Genomic DNA, 22,473 nt, shown 5'->3' on the forward strand with positions numbered 1-22,473 from the left:
ATGAAATCAGCCCCGGAAGGTGCGGCGGAGGGTGAGGCGGACGTCGTGGGCTGCTTCTCGCATCGTGCGGCGCGCGGCGCGGAGGGGGTCGCCTACGGTGACCCGCCACGTTGAGCGGATGCCGTGTCCTAGCGGGCGCAGCACGCTCGCGCGTACCCATCGGGCCGGGGCGACGACCAGAACCCGCACTGGCGCGACGACCAGCGTCCGCCAGAGCCACCGGAGGATTCGGGCGGCGAGGCGCCAGGCCCCGACGGCCCCCGCGACGATCGGTGCCAGGAGGTAGCGCCACACCGCCCTTGCGGGCGCGACGATGAGGACGCGTCCGAGCCAGGCCAGGCAGCGTCCGATGAAACTCCACGACCAGGCCACCGCCGCCGCGAAGGCGCGCCGGCCGGACGCGAGGACGCCGCCGAGCGCGGCCAGCAAGGCGAGGGTGCCGCGGCCGAGCCGGGCCAGACCGGCCCACAGGGCGCGGGCCAGCCAGGCGAGGCCGAGCAGCGGCGGGCGCAGGAGGTAGCGCCACAGCAGCACGGCGGGCAGGACGACGAGCACGCCGATCAGCAGGCCGATGCCCTTGAAGAGCAGCCCGACGCCCTGCCCGAGGACGCCGAGCAGCCAGGCGAGCCCGCGGCCGAGCGCCCTGAGCGGACGCAGCAGCAGGAACGCGAGAAGTCCTCCGAGGCCGCGTCCGAGCAGGGCCAGGAACCGGCCGATCGGCGCGATGAGGACGCGGTGGATCCACCGGCCGAGCCGTCCGGCCCCGCGTCCGAACCATCGCAGGAAGCCGAGGGCCACGACGACGGCGAGCCAGCGCAGCGGCCGGACGAGGAGGAGGTCGAGCAGAGCGGCGATGCCACGTCCGATGGCGGCCAGCAGCCGTCCGGCCGGGGCGAGCAGCCACCGGTACAGGGCGCGCCAGGCGCCGAGCAGCATCCGGCCGAGGAACCGGCCGAACCGGCCCGGCACCCGCAGGAGAGCGTTCCACGCCGCCCGGACGCCGCGGGCCAGGAGCACGACCAGGTCCCAGCCGAGCCGCAGCGGGACCACGACGATCAGCGCCACCACGCGGGCCGGCACGACGAGCCACGCCGGACCCGCGCCGCGTTCGGTCTCCGGCGCCGGGGGACGTTTCTTCGTCAGGTCGACCGGGCCGCCCGCCGTGTCGTTTCCCGTGGTCACCGCTGCCTTCCTCGTCCACGGCCGCGGTCCCGCGGCACAAGCATGTGACTCGGCGCGCGGGCGACCGGTTCCAGGCGGTTGAACCCGGTCCGAGGGGTTCACCGTATTCCTCCTCGATCCAGGAGCGGCGGCTCCACCTCGATCGACGTGCGGGACCTGGAACCGGAGCCGGGGCCCAGGACGACCTGGAGGACACGACATGAAATTCCCACGTTGGGCGATCCCGGCAGCGGCCGCCCTCACGGCGTCGGGACTGGTGCTGAGCGGGTGCGGGCAGGAGAAGGCCGGGGGGAGGCAGAACGCCGCCGGCTCGCGGGCGCAGGCGCAGCCGTCGGCCGAGCCGTCCGAGTCGCCCGCGCCCGAGCCGACGGTGCTGGAGGTGGCCAGTGTCACCAAGCTCGGCAGGGTCGTCACCGACGGCACCGGCATGACGCTCTACCGCTTCGACAACGACACCTCCCGGCCGCCCGCGTCGACCTGCGCGGACGCGTGCGCCAAGGCGTGGCCGCCGGTGTGGGCGGGCCAGGGGGGCACCGAGGTCAAGGGCGTCAAGCAGTCGCTGGTCGGCAAGGTGAAGCGGCCGGACGGCAAGTGGCAGGTCACGCTCGGCGGATGGCCGCTCTACCGGTTCGCCAAGGACCGCAGCCCGGGCGACACGAAGGGCCAGGGCGTCGGCGGCACCTGGTACGCGGCGGCCCCGACCGGCAAGAAGGCGGTCCCGCTCAAGCAGGCGAACGGCAACCGCTGGAAAGGCTGGACGGTCGTCAAGGCCAAGCGGGACCCGAAACTCGGCCTGATCCTGACCGACGGCAAGGGCATGACGCTCTACCGATACGACAAGGACAAGAACAGGCCGCCGACGACCAACTGCTTCGGCTCGTGCAAGAAGGCGTGGCCGCCGGCCGTCTTCAACGGCTGGAAGCACCTCAAGCTCGAAGGCGTCTCGAAGAAGGTCGTCGACTTCATCGAGCGCAAGGACGACGGCAAATGCCAGCTCACCATCGACGGCTGGCCCATGTACTACTACGAGCAGGACAAGCAGCCCGGCGACACCAAGGGCCAGGGCGTGGGCGGGGTCTGGTGGGCCACCACACCGACCGGCAAGAAGGCGGTCGGCACGGGGTCCGGCAATGGTGACGGGGGCGGCGGAGGCTACGGGTCGGGCGGCTACTAGAGCCGCCACCACGCCATTCCGCCCCTCGGGCGAAGGCGTGGAGGGCAGCGCGGATCGGTCGGGGTCCGCGCACCCTCCGCGCCTTCTTCATAAGCGCCGAGCTTCACCACACGCCGACCAGGACCTCCCCATATCGGGACCAAGACCCTTTGCCTTCCGATTACTCTCCGGATCTCGACACTCACGCGAACCGATGGTCGAATGGAGGGCCAATCCCGCCGAGGGTGCGGCCCGGCGAAGTGCCCGCGGTCCGGTGGGACCACCGGGAGGCCCCATGGGCGAGCGAGGCGACCGAACGGAGAGCGACCAGGCGGGACGCGTCCGGCCCCGGGTGAGGACGGCCCGGCGGCACGGTCCCGCGGAGCGGGCGCGATCGGCCTGGCTCAGGGGCGCGGTGGCGGCGGCACTGCTGGCCGGGGGGCTCACCGCCTGCGGGGACGGCGGCGGGGCGCCGAAGCTCACCTGGTACGTCAACCCCGACAACGGCGGCCAGGCGGCCATCGCGAAGTCCTGCACGCAGGCCGCGGGCGGTAGGTACCGGATCGAGACGTCCCTGCTGCCGAGCGACGCGACGCAGCAGCGCGAGCAGCTGATCAGGCGGCTGGCCGCCAAGGACTCCGGGCTCGACCTCATGAGCCTGGACCCCGTCTTCGTGGCGGAGGCCGCCAACGCCGGGTTCCTGCGCCCCTTCACCAGGAGCGAGGCCGCGCCGCTGACCGACGGAGTGTTCGCTCCCGCGGTGCGGAGCTCGATGTGGGAGGGCAGGCTCTACGCGGCGCCCTTCTGGGCCAACACGCAGCTGCTCTGGTACCGCAAGTCGGTGGCGAAGAAGGCGGGCATCGACCCGAACGCCCCCGACTTCACCTGGGACGAGCTCATCGACGCGGCCGTCCGCACGAACACCGTGATCGGCGTCCAGGGCAACCGGTACGAGGGCTACATGGTGTGGATCAACGCCCTGATCGCCTCGGCGGGGGGACGCGTCATCAGCGACGCCGAGAAGGGCGACGACGCGAGCATCGACATCGACTCGCCGGCCGCGGGGCAGGCGGCGACGATCATCCGGAGGCTCGCCCGGTCCTCCGCGGCGAGCCCGACGCTGTCGACCGACATCGAGGAGCAGTCCCGGGCGACGGTCAACGGCGCGCGCGGCGGCTTCCTGCTCAACTGGGGCTACGTCTGGCGGGCGGAGAAGGGCGACGCCGACGCGGGTGCCATCGGCAAGGACATCGTCGGCGACCTCGGCTGGGCCCGCTACCCGAGGGTCGACGCACGGCAGCCGAGCAAACCGCCGTTCGGCGGCATCGAGATCGGTGTGGGCGCCTACGGCAAGCACAAGGACCTGGCCGTGGACGCGGTCCGGTGCATCACCTCGCCGGCCAACATGAAGCGCTACATGCTCGACGAGGGCAACGTCGCCGCCCGCCCGGCGATCTTCGATGATCCCGACATCCTCAAGGAGTTCCCGATGGCCCCGCTGATGCGGGACTCCATCGCCGCGGCCGCGCCCCGTCCGGCCACCCCCTACTACGCCGACCTGTCCGGCGCCGTCCAGAACCGCTGGCATCCGCCCGCGTCGGTGGACCCCGCGACGACGCCGCGCCGGTCCGCGGAGTTCGTCCGGGCGGTCCTGGGCGACCAGGCCCTGCTGTGAGGGAAGGCTCGGAAAGGAAGGTGTCCGGATGACGTCCGCAGAGACGGCGCCGAAGCTCGGCCGCGCGGGCGGCGCCCCCGTCCCCGCCCGCGCGGAGATCTCCGACCGCGGCCGCGCCGAGCGCAGGCTCGGGCTGCTGCTGTCGCTGCCCGCCGTGGTGGTGATGCTGCTGGTCACCGCGTACCCGCTGGTCAACGCCGTCTACCAGTCCCTGTTCAGCTACCGGATCACCGCGCCCGAGGACCGGCGCTTCGTCGGGCTCGGCAACTACGCGACCGCGCTGTCGGACGCCCTGTTCTGGCAGACGGTGCTCACCACCCTGATCATCACCGTGGCCACGGTGGGGGTGGAGCTGGTCATCGGGTTCGCGCTCGCGATGGTGATGCACCGGGCCGTCTTCGGGCGGCGGACGGTGCGGACCGCGATCCTGCTGCCCTACGGGATCGTCACGGTCATCTCCGCGTTCGCCTGGAAGTACGCCTTCGACGTGCAGTCGGGGTTCGTCAACTCCTGGTTCGGGCTCGGCGACTTCGCCTGGTTCTCCGACCGCTGGGCGGCCCTGTTCGTGATCATCCTGTCGGAGATCTGGAAGACGACCCCGTTCGTGTCGCTGCTGCTGCTCGCCGGGCTGGCGCAGGTGCCGGCCGACCTCGGCGAGGCCGCGACGGTGGACGGCGCGACGGCGTGGCAGCGCCTCAGGCGGGTCACGATCCCCAACATGAAGGCCGCGATCCTCGTCGCGGTGCTGTTCCGGACGCTGGACGCTTGGCGGATCTTCGACAACGTGTTCGTCATGACGTCCGGCCAGGAGAAGACCCAGGTGCTGTCGTTCCTGACCTACCAGCAGATCATCACCCGGACCGAGCTCGGCCTCGGCAACGCGGTCGGCGTGCTGCTGTTCCTGTCGGTGGTGCTGATCGCGGCCGTGTTCATCAAGGGGTTCCGGGTGGACCTGTCCCAGGTGCGAGGTGATCGCTGATGGAGTCGGCGCGTTCGAGGTCGCTGTGGATCGTCGCCTCGCTGCTGATCCTGGTGTGGACGGCGTTCCCGATCGTGTGGATCGTGATGCTGTCGTTCAAGCAGCCGAGCGAGGTCGGCAACGTCCAGGGCTTCTTCCCCAGGACCTGGACGTGGGCCAACTACGAGACGGTCTTCAAGACCGACCTGTTCACCTCGGCGCTGATCAACTCGATCGGCATCTCGCTGATCGCCACGTTCGTCGGGGTGGTGTTCGCGACGCTGGTGGCGTACGCCATCGCGCGGCTGGAGTTCCCCGGCAAGCGGCTGATCCTGTCGTTCGCGCTCGCCATCGCGATGTTCCCGGTGGTGTCGCTGGTCGGGCCGCTGTTCGACCTGTGGCGCAACATCGGCCTGTACGACACCTGGCCGGGCCTGGTCATCCCGTACATCTCGTTCGCGCTGCCGCTCGCGATCTGGACGCTGTCGGCGTTCTTCCGCGAGATCCCGTGGGAGATGGAGCAGGCCGCGCAGGTGGACGGGGCCACGTCCTGGCAGGCGTTCCGCAAGGTGATCGTCCCGCTGGCGGCGCCCGGCGTGTTCACCGCCGCGATCCTGACGTTCTTCTTCTGCTGGAACGACTTCGTCTTCGGGATCTCGCTGACCTCCACCGACCGGGCCCGGCCCGTCCCGGCGGCGCTGGCGTTCTTCACCGGCGAGTCCTACTTCGAGCAGCCCACCACCGCCATCTGCGCCGCCGCCGTCGTCGTCACGGTCCCGGTCGTGATCATCGTCCTGGCGTTCCAGCGCCGCATCGTGGCCGGGCTGACGTCCGGCGCCGTCAAAGGCTGAGAGGAAACCATGGCCGCCATCACCATGAAGAACATCGTCAAGCGGTACGGCGACGGTTTCCCGGCCGTGAACGACGTGTCCCTGGACGTGCGGGACGGCGAGTTCATGATCCTGGTCGGGCCGTCCGGCTGCGGCAAGTCCACGCTGCTGCGGATGATCGTCGGGCTGGAGGACATCACGTCCGGCGAGATGGTCATCGGCGACCGGGTCGTCAACAAGGTCGCGCCGCGGGAGCGGAACCTGTCGATGGTGTTCCAGAACTACGCGCTCTACCCGCACCTCAGCGTGTACGAGAACATCGCCTTCCCGCTCCGCCTCGCGAAGGTCGCCGACGACGAGGTGCGGCGGCGTGTGACGGAGACCGCCGAGCTGCTGGAGCTGACCGAGCACCTGGACCGCAAGCCCGCGAACCTGTCCGGCGGGCAGCGGCAGCGGGTCGCGATGGGCCGCGCGATCGTCCGGCAGGCCGACGCGTTCCTGTTCGACGAGCCGCTGTCGAACCTGGACGCCAAGCTGCGCGGGCAGATGCGCACCGAGATCTCCCGGCTCCAGCGGCGCCTCGGCGTCACCACCGTGTACGTCACGCACGACCAGACCGAGGCGATGACGCTCGGCGACCGGGTCGCGGTGCTGCGCAAGGGCGTCCTGCAGCAGGTCGGGAGCCCGCGCGAGCTGTACGAGGAGCCGGTCAACCTGTTCGTCGCCGGTTTCATCGGGTCGCCGTCGATGAACTTCCTGCCCGCGTCCGTGGACCGCTCCGGCGAAGGGGTGTTGCTGGAGACGCCGCTCGGGCGGTTCGAGCTGCGCGACGCGCGCAAGGCGGCCGCGGTCGGCGACCGGTCCGTCGTGCTCGTCGGGATCCGCCCGGAGCACTTCGAGGACGCCTCGCTCGTCGGCGAGGAGAAGCAGGCACGCGGCAGCCTCGTGCGGGTCCGGGTGGACGTGACCGAATGGCTCGGCAACGAGCAGTACGCCTACGTCCCGTACGAGGCGCCCGAGGACCTCGCCGCCCGGCTGCGGGACCTGTCGCGGGAGCTCGACGGCGACCAGTTGCGGACCCAGGCCGTCGTGGCGCTGGACGCGGCCAGCACGATCGCGCCGGGGCGCGGGGCCGAGCTGTGGATCGACACGACGCGGGCGCACCTGTTCGACCCGTCCACGGGCGAGAACCTGACCCGCGACGAGGAGCGCGTCGCGCGGCTCGACCGCCTCTCCGAGGAGTCGCGCGCCGCCCACCGGGAGGCGCAGCGCGAGCCGGCCGCCGAAGTCTGACAGATGCCGGCCGCCCTCCTGACACACATGGTTGATCTTTCTGGCACGATCGGAGGCATGTACGAGCGCTTCGCCCACGAGTACGCCGCCCATGCCGAGGACAGCTCCTACAACGCCCTCTACGACCGTCCCGCCGTGCTCGGCCTCGCGGGGGACGTGGCCGGCCTCACCGTCTTCGACGCCGCGTGCGGCCCCGGCCTCTACGCGCGGGAACTGCTCGACCGCGGCGCCCGCGTCGCCGGCTGCGACGTCAGCCCCACCTTCGTCGACATGGCCACGAAACGCACCGGAGGCCGCGCCGACCTGCGCGTCCACGACCTGTCCACGCCCGTCGACTGGATGCCGGACGCCTCCGCCGACCTGGTGGTGCTCGCGCTGGCGCTGCACTACTTCGACGACCGGGTCGCGCTGCTGAAGGAGTTCCGCCGCATCCTGGCCCCCGGCGGCGCGGTCGTCCTCTCGACGGAGCATCCGATGGCGGGATGGCTGCGCCTGGGCGGCTCCTACTTCCTCGAAGAGCCGGTGGAGGAGTCGCTGAGCCCCGACCGGGACTGGCCGATCCGGGCGTGGCGGCGCCCCCTGACGGCGATCTGCGCCGAGTTCCGCGCGGCCGGGTTCCTCATCGAGGAGCTCCTGGAGCCGCGGCCCGTCCCGGAGATGGCCGAGCGCTACCCCGAAGACCACGCGAAGCTGGAGCGGTCTCCCGCCTTCGTCGCCTTCCGCCTGGTCCCGTCCCGCTCCTGACTTCCCGGGAATTCCGCGCGAGGCGCCCGGCGGGAACCTCCCCGACCGGGCGCCTCGCCGCACGTCCGGTTCACCGCACGTCCGGCCCGGCGGGCTATGCGGGCGTCTCGGCGATCTCCCAGCGCCCCACCTCGCGGTAGTCCGAGTCGTAGATGGCGGAGCCGTCCCCGGGCCTCAACTCGTAGTGCCGGACGTTCCCGCCCCAGTACCGCAGGATCCGCCCCAGTTCGGCGACGGCGTCCGCGGCGACGGCGCCCTCACTCATGTCCACTTCAAGAACGAACTTCACGCGCCCGCCTTCCATCGATCAGCGCCCTCAAGCGGCGCCCTCAACCACCACCTTCAAGGGTGTCATTGAAACTGCCAGTGAGACTTTGACCGCCAAAGCTTGGGCCAAAGGCCGAAAACCCTCAACAGGGATGCGGCCGCGCCAGCTCCCCATGTCGACACCTGGAAGCTGCCGCGCCGCGGGCCACGGGACCGTCACCGCGGCCCTCGCCCACGGCGTCCCGCCCGTAGGCGTCAGCGGAGCTTCTTCACCAGCAGCTCGAACACCAGGTCGTCGCGCTTGGGCAGGCCGAAGCGCTCGTCGCCGTAGGGGAACGGGCTCGTCTCGCCGGTCCGGGTGTAGCCGCGCCTGACGTACCAGGCGATCAGGTCCTCGCGCTGGCTGATCACCGTCATGCGCATCTCGGCCGCGCCCCACCGCTCGCGCGCCCGCCGCTCGGCCTCGGCCAGGACCCGGCGGCCGAGCCCGCCGCCCTGCTGGGACGGGCTGACGGCGAACATGCCGAAGTAGGCGTGCCCGCCGCGGTCCTCCAGCTGGCAGCAGGCCGTGAGCGCGCCGTCGGTCTCGGCCACCAGCATCACCGAGCGCGGATCGTGCACCACGGCCGCCACGGCCTCCGGGTCCGTGCGCTGGCCGTCGAGAAGGTCGGCCTCGGTGGTCCAGCCGGCGCGGCTGGCCTCCCCGCGGTAGGCGCTCTCCACGAGCGCGACGAGGGCCGGGACGTCGTCCGCCGCGGCCGTCCGGAAGATCGGTTCCATGCTGCTCACCAGGTCGGTGCCGCCCGCGGGCGCGGGCCGCTCGTCGGGTGCGACTCTAGCCGGGACGCGGTCCCCCGCCGGTCGCCTGGTCGACGCGGCAGCCGGGGCCGAGCGGACGGGTGATCGTCCAGTAGCGGTGGAAGTGGCACTTCGCCATCTTCCAGCGGCCGTCCTCGACCACGTACTCGTCGTCGTACTCGCCCGTGCTGACCGACTCGGTGCCGTCCTCCAGGTTCACCTGGCGGAACTTGAGCGTCCAGCGTCCCGACGCGCGCGTCCCGTCGTGCACGGTGATGTCCGGGTGCGTCGCGTGGTGCATGTCGAGGACGAGGTTCCTGCCGTCGACCTTCCGGAGCGCGATCGCCTCGAAGACCCTGACCATGCCCTCCGCGTCGTCGAACGCGCCCAGCCGCCCGTAGTCGATCGACGCGCCGGAGGCGATGAAGCAGGCCCGGAACTCCTCGGGGTCCTTGGCGTCGCAGGCGCGCAGGTAGCGGTGCTTGAGCGCCTTGATCTCCTCGATGGCCTCCAGCCGGGCGACGCGCGCGGCGAGGTCGGGACTCGGGGGCTGCGACCTCGGGTATCGCGACATGGTGCCCCGACCTTCGCCGACGGGGCGGCCGGCCGTCCAACCGCCGTCCCGGTGAACGGGAGAGCGGCACGTCGCGCCGTGCGCGAGGCTTCAGGATCGTCCCTAGCGGAGGGAGGATCCGTCATGAGCTTCCGCGAGCGGCACCACATGCTGGACGCGGGTGACGTAACCCTTCACGCGGTCGAGCAGGGCGACGGCCTCCCGGTGGTGATGTGCCATGGCTTCCCGGGCCTCTGGTACAGCTGGCGGCGGCAGCTCCCGGCCCTGGCCGCGGCGGGATACCGGGCCATCGCCCTCGACATGCGCGGATACGGGCGCAGCAGCCGCCCGCCTTCGCCGCGGGCCTACGACCGGCGGCACACCGTCGCCGACCTGGTCGGTGTCCTGGACGCCCTGGGCATCGACGAGGCCGTTTTCGCGGGCCACGACTTCGGAGCCGCTCTCGTCTGGGACCTGCCCCAATGGGCTCCTGGACGGGTCACGGCGCTGATACAGCTGAGCGTGCCGCGCATGCCCGTCTCGAAGCGCCCGCCCACCGAGTTCTACGCGCGGATGGCCGAACAGCACTTCGTCCATGTGCACTACTTCCAGGAGAAGGGGCCCGCGGACGAGGAATTGGGGGCTGAACCAGCCCGCTTCCTGGCGAACGTCTTCTGGGCGCTCAGCGGCGGCTACAGGTACCTCGACATCTGGCAGCACCCAAGCGAAGGCAACGGATACCTCGACGTCCTCCCCGAAGCCCCGCCCTTGCCATGGCCGTGGTTGTCGCAGGACGAATTCGCCTTCTACGCCGATGAGTTCCGCCGGACGGGCTTCACCGGCGGGCTCAACTGGTACCGGGCCTACGACCACGTCTGGAACGAGAAGCAGAGCCGTCCGGACGAGCCTGTCACGGTCCCCACACTCTTCCTCGTAGGCGAGCGCGACCCGGTCCTCCAGATGATGGGTTCCGCCGCACTGAAGCAGATGGAAACCCACGTACCGGGTCTACGGGACGTCCACATCATCGACGGCGCGGGACACTTCGTGCAGATGGAGGCGGCCAACGAGGTCAACAAGGCGATGCTCGCCTTCCTCGCCGACCTGTGACCGGGGACGGGCCGTCAGCAGGGTCCGTCGTGGACGGAGGTGGTGACCGAGTGGCTCCAGGGCTCACCGCCGCCGAGGTCCAGTTCGTTGCCGCTTCCAGTAGACGCGGACTCCCGGGGTGGTCCGGCGGGCGCCACCCCCCGAGGGCGGCGCCCGCCGGAGACTCAGCGGGCGGGAAGGATCCGGCCGGTGACCTCTCCGAAGCCGATGCGGGCGCCGGAGGGGCCGGGCGCCGAGGCGGTGATCGAGACCTCGTCGCCGTCCTCCAGGAAGGTGCGCGGCTCGCCGTTGACCGTCACGGGCTCCTTGCCGCCCCACGTGAGCTCGATGAAGGCGCCGCGCTGGTCCTTGTCCGGGCCGGAGACCGTCCCGGAGGCGAACAGGTCGCCGGTGCGGGACGAGGCGCCGTTCACCGTCATGTGCGCGAGCATCTGGGCGGGCGACCAGTACATCTCCCGGTAGGGCGGGCGGGAGACGACCTGCCCGTTCCATGAGACGGCGAGGTCGAGGTCAAGGCCCCACGGGTTCTTCTCCCGCAGGTAGGGCAGCGGCTCGGGGTGCTGCGGCGGCGTGGCGACGCGGGCGGCCTCCAGAGCGAGGAGCGGGACGACCCAGTGGGACACCGAGGTCGCGAAGCTCTTCCCCAGGAACGGGCCGAGCGGGACGTACTCCCACGCCTGGATGTCGCGCGCCGACCAGTCGTTGACCAGGACGACGCCGAACACCCGCTCGTCGAAGTCGTCCGCGCTCACCGGGTCGCCCAGCGCCGAGCCGGTGCCGACCACGAAGCCGACCTCGGCCTCGATGTCCAGGCGGCGGCTCTCCCCGAAGGTGGGCGCCGGGTCGCCCTTGCGCTGCCCGCTCGGGCGCACGATCGGCGTCCCGGACGGCACGACCGTCCCGGCGCGGCCGTGGTACCCGACCGGCAGGTGCTTCCAGTTCGGCATGAGCGGCTCGGAGTCCGGGCGGAACAGCCGGCCGAGGTTGGACGCGTGGTGCTCGGAGGCGTAGAAGTCCACGTAGTCGGCGACCTCGAACGGCATGTGCGGGGTCACCGCGCCGAGGGGGTGGACGGCCTCGTCCGGGACGTCCTCGGAGACGAGGTCGAGGACCTGCTCGCGGACCTCGACCCAGCGAGCGTGGCCCTGCGCCATGAACGGGTTCAGCGACGGCGCGGCGAAGACGTCGTCGCCGAGGCCGGCGGCGAGGTCCACGACGGAGTCGGCGACGCGGACGCCCACGCGGGGCGCGGTGCCCGGGGTCGAGAACACGCCGTAGGGGAGGTTGGCGAGCCCGAAGAGGGAGTCTCCGGGGATCGCGATGCGGGTCATCGGGACGTCTCCAGGAGTGCGGACCCGAGCAGCCCGAGGTCCGCGAGTTCGGTCAGGGGATCGGTGATGCTGCACGTCCCGAAGGACAGGAAGCGGGCGCGGGCCGCGGCCGTGCGCGCCTCGCCGAGGCCCGCCACGCGGGCGGCGACCGCGGGCGCGTCGCGGTCGGCCAGGACGGCGGCGAGCTCCGCGCGGGGGCGGCCGTCCAGGGCGGCGTCGGTGGCGAGCAGCAGGTTCAGGAAGCCGTGCTGGTGGAACCCGGTCTCGGGGTCGGTGTTCCGGACGGGATGGTGCAGGCCCGCCGTCGCCTTGAACGGCACCCCCGCGTCCACGACCGCGATGACGGCGGAGGCCAGCTCGTCCGGACCCGGGTACAGGTGGGCCTTCACCCCGCCGGTGCGGAACTTCGCCCGGTCGCCGCGCGCGGCGACCGCCTCGATGAACGCGGGCCGCCGCTCGTCGCGGGGGATCTCGACGTACACGGGCACGCCGGGGCGGCCGAGCACGCGGAAGAACTCCTCCGGGTCCATGCCGGGCGGGACGGCGACCTCCAGCCCGCGCACCTCGACGGGCAGGCCGGCGGCGACGCCCACCGCCTTCGCGGCCTCGCACGGCCCGTTCGGCGCGGTGATCGACACGTCCAGCGGCCCGCCGTCGAGCAGCGGGTACAGGGCGTCGAGCGCAGTGGCGGGCAGCACCAGCGGACCGACGAGTCCGGCGTAGGCGGCGGCGCGGTGGTCGCGGTGCGCCGGGACGGCGTCGGCGAGCGGCGCGAGCCCCGGCGGGAAGACGGCGGCGTCGTCGCACAGGCCCAGCGCGAACGGGGGGATCGCGAACGGGGCGGTCATCGCCGCCCCGCCCAGGTCCAGGCGTACGCGTCGTCCTCGCAGGCCAGGCCGCCCTCGCCCAGTTCGAGCGGGCGGAAGGTGTCGACCATGACCGCCAGTTCGTCGAAGAACTCGACGCCGATGCTGCGCTCGTACGCGCCGGGCTGCGGGCCGTGCGCGAGGCCGCCCGGGTGCACCGAGACCGAGCCCTGGCCGATGCCGGAGCCCTTGCGCGCCTCGTAGTCGCCGCCGCAGTAGAACATGATCTCGTCGGAGTCCACGTTCGAGTGGTAGTAGGGCACCGGGATCGACAGCGGGTGGTAGTCCACCTTGCGGGGCACGAAGTTGCACACGACGAAGTTGTGGCCCTCGAACACCTGGTGGACGGGCGGCGGCTGGTGGACGCGGCCGGTGATGGGCTCGAAGTCGTGCACGCTGAACGTGAACGGGTACAGGCAGCCGTCCCACCCGACGACGTCGAACGGGTGCCGCGCGTAGGTCAGCCGGGTGCCGGTGATGCCGCGCGACGTGCGGTGCTTGACGAGGACCTCGACGTCGGTGCCGTCGGCCTGGAGCGGCTCACCGGGGCCGTGGAGGTCGCGCTCGCAGTACGGGGCGTGCTCCAGGAACTGGCCGTAGCGCGAAAGGTAGCGCTTCGGCGGCGCGACGTGGCCGGTCGCCTCGATCGCGTACGCGCGCAGCGGCTGGTCGCCGGTCGGCAGCCACCGGTGCGTGGTCGAGGTCGGGATGACGACGTAGTCGCCCTGCTTCGCCTCCACCACCCCGAAGACCGTCTCGACCGTCGCGGTGCCGGACTCGATGTAGACGATCTCGTCGCCGGTCGCGTTGCGGTACAGCGGCGAGTCGGCGGCGGACACGACGTAGGACAGCCGGACGTCGCCGTTGGCGAGGATGGTCCGGCGTCCGGTGACGACGTCGGTCTCGGACCACGTCTCCTTGGGGAACAGCTCGTGCAGCTTCAGGTGGCGCGGCCGCAGCGGATGGTTGGGCGTCGTGGTCTGGTCGGGGACGTCCCACACCCGCGAGTCGACGATCGCGGACGGGATCTCCCGGTGGTACAGCAGCGACGAGTCGGAGGAGAAGCCCTCCTCGCCCATCAGTTCCTCGAAGTAGAGCCGCTCCCCGCCGTCCCCGCCACCGCTGTGGCGGTGCTGGGTGTGGCGTTTCGGCGGCACGTGGCCGACCCTGCGGTAGTGGGCCATCCTCCATCGCCTCCGATGATTAACGCATTAACTACTTTCTGCCGACCTTACGGCTGTTCTCCCTCCAAGGGGAAGGCCCCAATCACCGGCCCCGATCACCGGCCCCGTCACCAGGCCCCCATCACCCGGGTTCTGGTCAGCTCCGCTCGCGGACGTCGAAGGCCCCCCGCCCCGCGATGAGCTTGTCCAGCAGCATGACGAGCATGCGCTGCTCGGTCTCGGTGAGCACGCCCGCCCACTGCCGCTCGCGCTCGTTCTGCCCGGCGAAGATCTCCAGCATCGCGTCCTGCCCCCGCTCGGTCAGCGCGAGGATCACCGACCGCCCGTCCCGCTCGCCCGGGGTGCGCACGAGCATGCCGTCCGCGACGAGCGTCTTGCTCAGGTTGGACACGGCGGCCCTGCTCATCCCGGCCAGCGTGGCGGCCCGGCCGGGCTCCAGCGGCCCGGCGAGCCAGGTCACGAACAGCAGCCGGAACGCCGACCAGGAGTGGCCGCGCGGCCGGTGCACCGTCGACTCCAGGTCGTAGGTGACGATCGCCGACGCCCGGTTCAGCGTCAGCAGCAGCCGCGTCGCCAGCCGGTGCCGGAACCCGAACTCCTCCGACAGCCGCCGCTCCGCGAGATCGACGAACGACCAGAAGTCCAGCTCGGCCCCGCCGTCGGCGCCCGTCCCGTCGCTCATGTCCGCGTGCTCATCTGCCGGTGCTCATCAAGTGCTCATCCGCTCGCAGTCCCGCCGAACTAGTTCATGGATTGACTATTTAACCCTCGTGGGGCGCGGGTGTCAGCCGTAAGCCATCGGGCATTGCACGGCGGGGGAGGAACAGGCGGGAGACACAGCGGGAGACCGAGCGGGGACCAAGCGGGGGAGAGGCGAATGGCGACCGTCGCCGACCAGTTCATCGAGGTGCTGCGGCAGGCCGGCGTCCGGCGGATCTACGGGGTGGTGGGCGACAGCCTCAACCCGGTCGTGGACGCCGTGCGGCGGACCCGCGGGATCGACTGGGTGCACGTCCGCAACGAGGAGGCGGGCGCGTTCGCGGCGGCGGCCGAGGCGCAGACCACGGGACGGCTCGCCGTGTGCGCGGGCAGTTGCGGGCCCGGCAACACCCACCTCGTCCAGGGCCTGTACGACGCGCACCGGTCGGGCGCGCCGGTGCTGGCGCTGGCGTCGCAGATCCCGAGCGTGCAGATCGGCAGCGGCTACTTCCAGGAGACCCACCCCGAGCGGCTGTTCGTCGACTGCAGCCACTTCTGCGAGCCGATCGTCACCCCGGAGCAGATGCCGCGCATCCTGCGGACCGCGATCCAGCACGCGATCGGGCTCGGCGGCGTCTCCGTGCTGACGCTGCCCGGCGACGTCGCGGGCCATGACACGGCCGAGCCCACCGGCGAGCACGACTTCCTCGTCCGCAAGGGGGTCGTCCGTCCGCCGGCCGACCAGGTCGAGCAGCTCGCCGGCGCGCTGAACCGGGCGCGGAAGGTGATGCTGTTCTGCGGCGCCGGCGTCCGGGACGCCCACGGAGAGGTGATCGAGCTGGCGCACCGGCTGCTCTCGCCGGTCGGCCACGCGCTGCGCGGGAAGGAGTGGATCCAGTACGACAACCCGTTCGACGTCGGCATGAGCGGCCTGCTCGGCTACGGCGCCTGCTACGAGGCGATGCAGGACGCCGACCTCGTCCTCCTGCTCGGCACCGACTTCCCCTACGACCCGTTCCTGCCGGGCAGGAACACGATCCAGGTGGACGACGACCCGTCGAAGCCGGGCCGCCGGACCCCGCTCGACCTCGCCGTCCACGGGGACGTCGGGGAGACGATCCGGCTCGTCCTGGACCAGGTCGAGCAGAAGCACGACCGCGCCTACCTGGACGAGATGCTGCACCGCCACGCGCGGGCGCTGGAGAACGTGGTCTCCGCCTACACCCGCGACATCGACCGGCACATCCCGATCCACCCGGAATACGTCGCCGGTGTCCTGGACGACCTCGCCGACGACGACGCGATCTTCACCGTGGACACCGGGATGTGCAACGTCTGGGCCGCCCGCTACATCACCCCGAACGGGCGCCGCCGCGTGATGGGGTCGTTCGTCCACGGCTCCATGGCCAACGCGCTCCCGCACGCCGTCGGCGCCCAGTTCGGCGCGCCCGGACGCCAGGTGATCTCGATCTCCGGCGACGGCGGTCTCGGCATGCTGCTCGGCGAGCTGCTCACGGTGAGGCTGCACCGCGTCCCCGTGAAGATCATCCTGTTCGACAACGCGTCGCTCGGCATGGTGAAGCTGGAGATGATGGTGGACGGCCTGCCGTCCTACGAGACCGACCACGAACCCGTCGACTACGCGGCGATCGCCGAGGCGGCCGGGATCGAGTCGGCGCGGGTGGAGCGCCCGTCCGACGTCCGCACCGTGATGGAGCGCGCGCTCGCCGCGCCCGGCCCCTACCTGGTGGACGTCGTGACCGACCCGAACGCCCTGTCCATCCCGCCGCGCATCACGCCGCAGCAGGTGAAGGGGTTCGCGCTGTCGGCGGGCAAGACCGTCCTCACCGGAGGCGTCGGCCGGATGCTCGACCTGGCCCGCAGCAACCTGCGCAACATCCCCCGCCCCTGAGGGCCCGGACGGTCAGCGGAACTCGCGGGCCATCTCCGTGAGGGTCTCGGCGGCGACCTCGGCGAGGGGGCGGACGGGCTGCTCCTCGATCCAGGTCACGGACGCGACGCGCAGCGCGGTCATGAAGGCGCCGGCCATGACGCGGGCGCGCAGGCGGGGGAGGCCGTCCCGGGAGGCGATCAGGTCGGCGAGGGCGCGCTCGAACTCGGCGTAGCTGGCGAGCTGCCGCCCGAGCACGGACGGGTGCTTGCGGGCGAGGCGGGTCTGCGCGGCCCACCGGGGGTCCAGGTCGCCGGTCTCCGCGTGGAGGGCGTCCAGGGAGGCGCGCAGCGCCGTCCATGACGACTCGCCGGGCGGGCGGGACGCGAAGGTCTCCAGCACGGCGTTCATCCGCTGCTCGTCGCCGTAGAGGAGGGCGTCCTCCTTGCCGGCGAAGTAGTTGGAGAAGGTGCGGCGGGACACGCCCGCGGCGTCGGCGATGGCCTCGACGGTGACCTCGTCCAGGCCGTGCTCGACGGCGAGTCGCGTCGCGGCCTCGTGCAGGGCGCGTCGCGTCGCCTCCTTCTTGCGCTCGCGCAGCCCGCCGGTGTTCTCCATGGTCGTACCAGCCTAGCGGGCAAAAAACTGCCCAGCGCGAAAATTTGCGCATTGGGAATAAAGGGCCCCGGCCGGGAGTTGATCCCCTCGTTCCCACCTCAGGACGACCGCTCCCCAGACCCACTTCACCGGAGGCGTTCCTTGACCGAGCAGGTCCCCGCGAGATCGGCCCCGATGTCGCACCGCCAGATCCTCGAAGCGCTCAGCGGCCTGCTGCTGGTGCTGTTCGTGGCGATGCTGAGCAGCACCGTCGTGTCCACCGCGCTGCCGCAGATCATCGGCGCCCTCAAGGGCAGCCAGTCGCAGTACACCTGGGTCGTCACCGCGACCCTGCTCGTGTCGACCGCCAGTACCCCGATCTGGGGCAAGCTGGCCGACCTCTACGACAAGAAGACGCTGCTCCAGGCGGGCGTCGGCATCTTCGTCCTGGCGTCGGTGGCGTCCGGGTTCGCGCAGAGCACCCCGCAGCTCATCGCGTTCCGCGCGGTGCAGGGCCTCGGTGTCGGCGCGCTGCAGATCCTCGTCCAGATCATCATGGCGGCGATGATCAGCCCGCGGGACCGGGGCCGCTACTACGGCTACCTCGGCGGCGTGATGGCCGTCGCCACGGTCGGCGGGCCGCTGCTCGGCGGCCTCATCGTCGACTCCGCGCTCGGCTGGCGCTGGTGCTTCTTCATCGGCGTGCCGTTCGCGGTCGTGGCCTTCGGGCTCCTGCAGAAGACCCTGCGGCTCCCGCACGTCCGGCGGCCGAACGTCAGGATCGACTACCTGGGCGCGACGCTCATCGCCGCCGGGGTCAGCGTGCTGCTGATCTGGGTCACCTTCGTCGGCGAGAACTTCGCCTGGCTGTCGTGGCAGACGGCCGCGATGGCCGGGTCCGGCGTCGTGCTGCTCGCCGCGGCCGTGTGGGTCGAGTCCCGCGTGGCGGAGCCGATCGTCCCGCTGGACATCGTGGCGCGCCGCAACACCGCGCTCGCGATCACGGCCAGCCTGGCCGTCGGCATGGCGATGTTCGGCGGCGCCGTCTTCCTCGGCCAGTACTTCCAGATCGGTCGCGGCTACAGCCCGACCAAGGCGGGCCTGCTCACCTTCCCGATGATGCTCGGCGTGTTCGGCGCCTCCACCGTGGCCGGGCGCCTCGCCAGCAAGACCGGCAAGGTCAAGCCCTACATCCTCCTCGGGACGGTCGTGCTGACCGCCGGGTTCGGCCTGCTCGCCACCATCGACCACCAGACGTCGCTCGTCTTCATCGGCGCCGCGATGTTCCTGGTCGGCGCCGGGGTCGGCATGACGATGCAGAACCTCGTCCTCGTCGTGCAGAACTCGGTCCGCCTCCACGAGATCGGAGCCGCGAGCGGGACGGTCACGTTCTTCCGCTCCCTCGGCGGGACGGTCGGCGTCTCCGTGCTCGGCGCCGTCCTGGCGAACCAGGTCGCGGACCGGATCGCCGACGGGCTGCGCAGGCTCGGGGTGAACCCGGGGGCCGGCGGCGGCGACGCCGGCACGCTCGACATCCGCGCCCTGCCCGCGCCCGTGCAGGAGGTCGTCCGGGCCGCCTACGGCGACGCCACCGGCCACATCTTCCTGATCTCCGCGGCGATCGCGATCGTCGGCATCGTCGCGGCGGCGTTCCTCAAGCCGGTGACGCTGCGCGACAGCCTCGACCTCGGCGGCTCGCCGGAACCCGCGAAGGGGGACGTCCCCGCGCCCGCCGCGGAGGGCCGCGCCTTGTCAGGCTCCTGACAAGAGCCCGGCCGAAGAGCCGGGCCGAGTGACCCGCCGCGCCCTCCCCACCTGACACCTCGCACCCCAGACGCCGGGCAGGCGTTAGACGGGGGCGGGTGAGTGGCGGCCGTCGATGACGAACCACAGGCGGGTGCGGTGGGGGGTCTGGTCCAGGCCCCATTCGCCCGCCAGGGCGTCGATGACGGTGAGGCCGCGGCCGTGGTCGAGGCGGGGCGGGCCGTTCGGGTCGGCCTGGGCGGGACCGTCGTCGGACACCTCGACGCGGAGCCACCGCCCGTCGGTGGCGATCGTGACGCTGATGAGGCCGGACCCGTGCAGGATGGCGTTGGCGACGCCCTCGGCGGTCATCAGCTCGACGTCGTCGAGGAGCGTCTCGTCCGCGAAGACCTTCGCGGCGCGCTCGCGGACGGCGCGGCGGGCGCGGCGGCCGCCGTCGCCCTCCCCGGTGAAGCCGATCGGTTCGCCGAGCCGTTCCATCCCCTCGGTCACTTCATCACCACACTCGGTTCGGGAAGCGTTCCGCGATCATTCATCTGCGCAGAGTGACCGGGGAACGCCATGGACGCTTTGATCTTGGCCTTTCCGGGGCAGGTCGGCCTTAGGTGGCGGAGCTTACGGCAGGAGTCGCCGCTCCAAGCGCACATCATGAAAAACATCTCCGCAGCGTGGGGCACTACTCACCCGGACGCACAAAACCGGGAACTTCTCCGTCTTCCAGCCAGAATCACCGCACACCTTCCTCATGTCACGCTGGGGCCCCACCCCTGGGAGGAACGCCATGCACGCGGTCGTCCTCGCCTGCGCTGCGCAGGCCGTCTACATCGGCGCTTACGTTCTGTTCAAGACGGCCGCGGGGCGGATGAGCCCCCTTTCGGGCCGCCATCCGCTGCACGCCGCCGGACTCCTCGCGCGGAGCCCGCGCTGGCTCGCCGGGCTCCTGGTGCTCATGGCGGGGTTCGGGCTCTCCGCCACGGCGCTGGCCGCGCTGCCCGTCGCGGCGACGCTGCCCTCCTACGGGCTCGGTCTCGTCATGCTGCTGGCCGTCGGCATGAGCGGCTTCGGTGAGCGGCCCACCTCGCGCGAGTGGCTCGCCGTCCTCATCACGGTCGCCGCGATGGTCACCGCGGCGCTGTCGGTGCTGCCGGCGCTGGGCCACGGTGGGGCGGCGCCGCATCGCGTCGGCGCCGCGGCGGCCGCGCTGCCGCTGTGGAAGGCCGGGCTGGTGTGCGTGCCGTCGCTGGCCGTCCCGCTGTGGATGTTCTGCGTGCGCGACCGCCCGGTCGGCGGCCGCCATGCGCGCCCGCTGACGGGCATCGCCTCCGGGATCGGCGCGGGCGTCCTGCTCGGCGCGACCGAGGTCTTCGGGCAGGGCATGGCGATGATGTTCGCCGCGGGGCGGGGGGCGGACGTTCCCTCCTCGCCGCACCCGTACCTGTTCCTGCTCGCGGGCGTGTTCGGCGTCGGGCTGCTGTCGATCGGCCTCCAGCGCTGCCGCCTCACCGTCATCGTCACCGTCGTCACGGTCACCGCGAAGACGCACCTCCTGCTGTCGGCCACACTGCTGTACGGGGAGCCGTGGCCGCGCGAGGCCGGACCGTTCTGGCTCCGGGCCGCAGGGGTCGGGCTGGCCGTGCTCGCGCTGCTGGCCTTCCCCCGCCACGAGCGCCGGGCCCCGCTCGCGGCTCGCGCCCGGACGTCCCCCGGGTGGGACGAACCGCGCGAACTGCCCGCCGTCCTGCCGTCCCGCCTGTCCTCCGGGCCGCGCGCGCGGCGCGCGGCGCCGCCGTCCCGTCCGGGCGGTGCGCCGCCCGTGCCGCCGTCCCAGGCCGGCGCGCCTCCGGGCGGATGGCCGGTCGCGCGTGACCGGGAGAGCTATCTAGGCAATGTCAAGATAGAGTGGAGGTGACCCCGAGAGAGAGGACCGCGTGATGGCGGAGGATCCCGGTTTCGCACGGCAGATGTGGCACCAGCTCGAACCCCTGCACGCCCTGTTCTGGTACTCCCCGGACGTCTTCGCCGAGGCGCGGGCGCTCGGATACGACGTGGAGACGCGCTGGCCGAGCTACTTCGCCTGGCGCGCCGCGCCGCTCGGCGCCGCGGGAGGCGAGGCCGTGTCGGCCGCCTTCTACAGCTTCAGCCCCCGGATGGTGGCCGAGCACATCCCCGCCGCCTGGGCGGTCGCGCCGCCCGGCCGCGTCCTGGAGGCCCGCCTGCGCGCCGTCGACCGCATGTACCGGACGCTCCTCGGCGACGACGTCGGAAACCCGGACCTGGCCGAGGCCGCCGAGCTGGCCCGCGCAGCCGCCGAGGCGGCGAGCACCGCCGGACGCCCGATCGCCGCCGCCAACGCCGACCTGCCCTGGCCGGACGAGCCGCACCTCGTCCTGTGGCACGCCATCGGCATCCTGCGCGAGCAGCGCGGGGACGGCCACGTGGCCGCGCTCCTCACCCGCGGGCTCGACCCGGTCGAGGCGCTGGTGTCGTTCGCCGCCGTCGGGGCCGCGCCCGCGGAGACGTTCGCGAGCCGCGGCTGGACGGACGAGGAGTGGACCGCCGCCCGCGACCGCCTCGCCTCCCGCGGGCTCGTCGACGCGGACGGCGCCGCGACCGTCCGCGGGAGCGAACTGCGCGACGACGTCGAGCGGACGACCGACGACCTCGCCTACGAGCCGTGGCGGACGCTCGGCGCCCCCAAGGCCGACCGGCTGGCGCAGCTCACGATGCCGATCCTGGTGAAGGTCCTGGAGACCGGGCTGATGCCCGCGCGGAACACCCTCGGCATCGGCAGGATCCAAGCGCCGCCCCGCTGAGTCACCGGGTCGGGAGGCGCCAGGCGGTTCCTTCCAGGCGGCCCGTGTTGCCGAGGTCGATCGGGCCGTGGGCCGGAACGATCACGACGGGCCGTCCGGGGGCCGGGCGGACTTCGAGGTACGCGCCGGCCACCGCCACCGTGTCCGCCTCGGTGACCGTGTTCCGCCAGACGATCACGAACTCGGCCTTGCGGCCCGGACGGATCGTCAGCGGCTTCGGTCCGGCGTCCTCGACCTGCCTCGTGCCGCGCACGGCCGTCACGTTGAACGGCTGCCGCCGGCCGTCGAGGACGCGCAGCGCCGGGTAGCCGTCCAGCCGGTACGGTCGGCGCCCGCAGTTGAGCAGCTCGATCCGCGCCGCGCGCACGCCCATCGCGGCGTCCGGCTCGTTCATCGAGACGGCGATGCCCTCCGGCGTGCAGGAGGGCGGAGGCGGCGACGAGCGCTGCGGCGGCACGGGCGCGGTGGGCGGCGTGGGCACAGGCGCCGCGGCGGCCCCCGCGCCGTCCTCGCCGCCGGGGCCGCACGCGCTGAGGGCGAGCGTGCCGAGGACGAGCGTTCCCAGGGCGCGCATGCCGAGGGTGCGCGCGCCGAGGGCGGGGCCTGCCGCGCCGATCTGCCGGATACGGGTCCGCTTCGTGACGGTCACCCGCAGATCATCGCAAATGCCGAAGACCGCTCAGGCGGGCGGGAGCGCCGCGCCCCGCCGCCGGGCTGTGCGAGGCGGGGCGGGCGCGGGACGCCGCGACGTCCACCCGAAGGAAC

At 72.2% G+C, this 22,473-nt stretch carries 22 protein-coding genes; 11 read left to right on the forward strand and 11 right to left on the reverse strand.

Annotation, left to right across the window (positions count from 1 at the left end):
* Nucleotides 1-6: 6 nt before the first annotated feature.
* On the reverse strand, nucleotides 7-1,182 hold the full coding sequence (locus BKA00_RS30215) for a hypothetical protein (protein ID WP_185030805.1): 1,176 nt from the start codon (nucleotides 1,180-1,182) through the stop codon (nucleotides 7-9).
* 199 nt (nucleotides 1,183-1,381) lie between these two features.
* Here BKA00_RS30215 and BKA00_RS30220 point away from each other — a divergent pair, with 199 nt between their 5' ends.
* The 6 genes from BKA00_RS30220 to BKA00_RS30245 all read left to right on the forward strand — a co-directional run bounded on the left by BKA00_RS30220 (nucleotide 1,382) and on the right by BKA00_RS30245 (nucleotide 7,835).
* Nucleotides 1,382-2,356, forward strand: a complete 975-nt coding sequence (locus BKA00_RS30220; protein WP_185030807.1) for a hypothetical protein — start codon at nucleotides 1,382-1,384, stop codon at nucleotides 2,354-2,356.
* Nucleotides 2,357-2,630: 274 nt separating this feature from the next.
* A complete protein-coding gene (locus BKA00_RS30225; protein WP_185030810.1) occupies nucleotides 2,631-4,010 on the forward strand; it encodes an extracellular solute-binding protein in 1,380 nt (459 codons plus the stop codon).
* A 28-nt stretch (nucleotides 4,011-4,038) separates the two neighbouring features.
* On the forward strand, nucleotides 4,039-4,989 hold the full coding sequence (locus BKA00_RS30230; RefSeq protein ID WP_185030812.1) for a carbohydrate ABC transporter permease: 951 nt from the start codon (nucleotides 4,039-4,041) through the stop codon (nucleotides 4,987-4,989).
* Nucleotides 4,989-5,819 (forward strand): carbohydrate ABC transporter permease, encoded by an 831-nt coding sequence (locus BKA00_RS30235; RefSeq protein WP_185030814.1) that lies wholly within the window; start codon nucleotides 4,989-4,991, stop codon nucleotides 5,817-5,819. The genes BKA00_RS30230 and BKA00_RS30235 overlap by 1 nt, the downstream gene beginning before the upstream one ends.
* A 9-nt stretch (nucleotides 5,820-5,828) precedes the next feature.
* Entirely contained in the window at nucleotides 5,829-7,091 is a 1,263-nt protein-coding gene (locus BKA00_RS30240) for an ABC transporter ATP-binding protein (RefSeq protein ID WP_185030816.1), read from the forward strand.
* 57 nt (nucleotides 7,092-7,148) lie between these two features.
* Complete coding sequence (locus BKA00_RS30245) at nucleotides 7,149-7,835, forward strand: class I SAM-dependent methyltransferase (protein ID WP_185030818.1); 687 nt, start codon at nucleotides 7,149-7,151, stop codon at nucleotides 7,833-7,835.
* Nucleotides 7,836-7,929: 94 nt separating this feature from the next.
* Here BKA00_RS30245 and BKA00_RS30250 read toward each other — a convergent pair whose 3' ends face one another.
* From BKA00_RS30250 to BKA00_RS30260, 3 genes are all read right to left on the reverse strand, one after another.
* Entirely contained in the window at nucleotides 7,930-8,124 is a 195-nt protein-coding gene (locus BKA00_RS30250) for a hypothetical protein (RefSeq protein ID WP_185030820.1), read from the reverse strand.
* Between the two features lie 233 nt (nucleotides 8,125-8,357).
* On the reverse strand, nucleotides 8,358-8,882 hold the full coding sequence (locus tag BKA00_RS30255) for a GNAT family N-acetyltransferase (RefSeq protein WP_185030822.1): 525 nt from the start codon (nucleotides 8,880-8,882) through the stop codon (nucleotides 8,358-8,360).
* A gap of 55 nt (nucleotides 8,883-8,937) precedes the next feature.
* Nucleotides 8,938-9,474 carry a nuclear transport factor 2 family protein gene (locus BKA00_RS30260; protein ID WP_185030824.1) on the reverse strand — a complete coding sequence of 179 codons (537 nt, stop codon included), beginning with the start codon at nucleotides 9,472-9,474 and terminating at the stop codon, nucleotides 8,938-8,940.
* 123 nt (nucleotides 9,475-9,597) lie between these two features.
* Here BKA00_RS30260 and BKA00_RS30265 point away from each other — a divergent pair, with 123 nt between their 5' ends.
* Nucleotides 9,598-10,563: an alpha/beta fold hydrolase gene (locus BKA00_RS30265; protein WP_185030826.1), complete on the forward strand. Its 966-nt coding sequence runs from the start codon at nucleotides 9,598-9,600 to the stop codon at nucleotides 10,561-10,563.
* A 164-nt stretch (nucleotides 10,564-10,727) separates the two neighbouring features.
* Here BKA00_RS30265 and fahA read toward each other — a convergent pair whose 3' ends face one another.
* The 4 genes from fahA to BKA00_RS30285 form a co-directional block, all read right to left on the reverse strand.
* Nucleotides 10,728-11,894, reverse strand: coding sequence for a fumarylacetoacetase (fahA, locus tag BKA00_RS30270; protein ID WP_185030829.1), 1,167 nt, complete (start codon nucleotides 11,892-11,894; stop codon nucleotides 10,728-10,730).
* Nucleotides 11,891-12,742: a hypothetical protein gene (locus tag BKA00_RS30275; RefSeq protein WP_185030831.1), complete on the reverse strand. Its 852-nt coding sequence runs from the start codon at nucleotides 12,740-12,742 to the stop codon at nucleotides 11,891-11,893. The genes fahA and BKA00_RS30275 overlap by 4 nt, the downstream gene beginning before the upstream one ends.
* The gene (locus tag BKA00_RS30280) at nucleotides 12,739-13,944 is read right to left on the reverse strand and encodes a homogentisate 1,2-dioxygenase (RefSeq protein WP_185030833.1); all 1,206 of its coding nucleotides are present in this window, start codon (nucleotides 13,942-13,944) and stop codon (nucleotides 12,739-12,741) included. Before BKA00_RS30280 ends, BKA00_RS30275 begins: the two co-directional genes overlap by 4 nt.
* Before the next feature lie 136 nt (nucleotides 13,945-14,080).
* Nucleotides 14,081-14,626: a MarR family winged helix-turn-helix transcriptional regulator gene (locus tag BKA00_RS30285; RefSeq protein WP_185030836.1), complete on the reverse strand. Its 546-nt coding sequence runs from the start codon at nucleotides 14,624-14,626 to the stop codon at nucleotides 14,081-14,083.
* Nucleotides 14,627-14,821: 195 nt separating this feature from the next.
* On the opposite strand from BKA00_RS30285, the gene BKA00_RS30290 reads away from it, so the two are divergent.
* Nucleotides 14,822-16,555: a pyruvate dehydrogenase gene (locus BKA00_RS30290; protein WP_185030838.1), complete on the forward strand. Its 1,734-nt coding sequence runs from the start codon at nucleotides 14,822-14,824 to the stop codon at nucleotides 16,553-16,555.
* A 12-nt stretch (nucleotides 16,556-16,567) separates the two neighbouring features.
* Here the strand turns inward: BKA00_RS30290 and BKA00_RS30295 are convergent, their stop codons facing one another.
* Nucleotides 16,568-17,152, reverse strand: a complete 585-nt coding sequence (locus BKA00_RS30295) for a TetR/AcrR family transcriptional regulator (protein WP_185030839.1) — start codon at nucleotides 17,150-17,152, stop codon at nucleotides 16,568-16,570.
* 174 nt (nucleotides 17,153-17,326) lie between these two features.
* Between BKA00_RS30295 and BKA00_RS30300 the strand changes: the two genes are divergently transcribed.
* Nucleotides 17,327-18,895: an MDR family MFS transporter gene (locus BKA00_RS30300; RefSeq protein ID WP_185034986.1), complete on the forward strand. Its 1,569-nt coding sequence runs from the start codon at nucleotides 17,327-17,329 to the stop codon at nucleotides 18,893-18,895.
* A gap of 84 nt (nucleotides 18,896-18,979) precedes the next feature.
* Here BKA00_RS30300 and BKA00_RS30305 read toward each other — a convergent pair whose 3' ends face one another.
* The gene (locus tag BKA00_RS30305; RefSeq protein WP_230298981.1) at nucleotides 18,980-19,387 is read right to left on the reverse strand and encodes an ATP-binding protein; all 408 of its coding nucleotides are present in this window, start codon (nucleotides 19,385-19,387) and stop codon (nucleotides 18,980-18,982) included.
* Nucleotides 19,388-19,676: 289 nt separating this feature from the next.
* Here BKA00_RS30305 and BKA00_RS30310 point away from each other — a divergent pair, with 289 nt between their 5' ends.
* Both BKA00_RS30310 and BKA00_RS30315 read left to right on the forward strand, forming a co-directional pair.
* Nucleotides 19,677-20,804: a hypothetical protein gene (locus tag BKA00_RS30310; protein ID WP_185030842.1), complete on the forward strand. Its 1,128-nt coding sequence runs from the start codon at nucleotides 19,677-19,679 to the stop codon at nucleotides 20,802-20,804.
* Nucleotides 20,805-20,826: 22 nt separating this feature from the next.
* Nucleotides 20,827-21,708, forward strand: coding sequence for an SCO6745 family protein (locus BKA00_RS30315; protein WP_185030844.1), 882 nt, complete (start codon nucleotides 20,827-20,829; stop codon nucleotides 21,706-21,708).
* A gap of 1 nt (nucleotide 21,709) precedes the next feature.
* On the opposite strand, the gene BKA00_RS40105 is transcribed toward BKA00_RS30315, so the two are convergent.
* Nucleotides 21,710-22,357: a DUF4232 domain-containing protein gene (locus BKA00_RS40105; protein ID WP_185030846.1), complete on the reverse strand. Its 648-nt coding sequence runs from the start codon at nucleotides 22,355-22,357 to the stop codon at nucleotides 21,710-21,712.
* Nucleotides 22,358-22,473 lie beyond the last annotated feature (116 nt).

Origin of the sequence: Actinomadura coerulea, assembly GCF_014208105.1 — a bacterium.
Classification (GTDB): Bacteria; Actinomycetota; Actinomycetes; order Streptosporangiales; family Streptosporangiaceae; genus Spirillospora; species Spirillospora coerulea.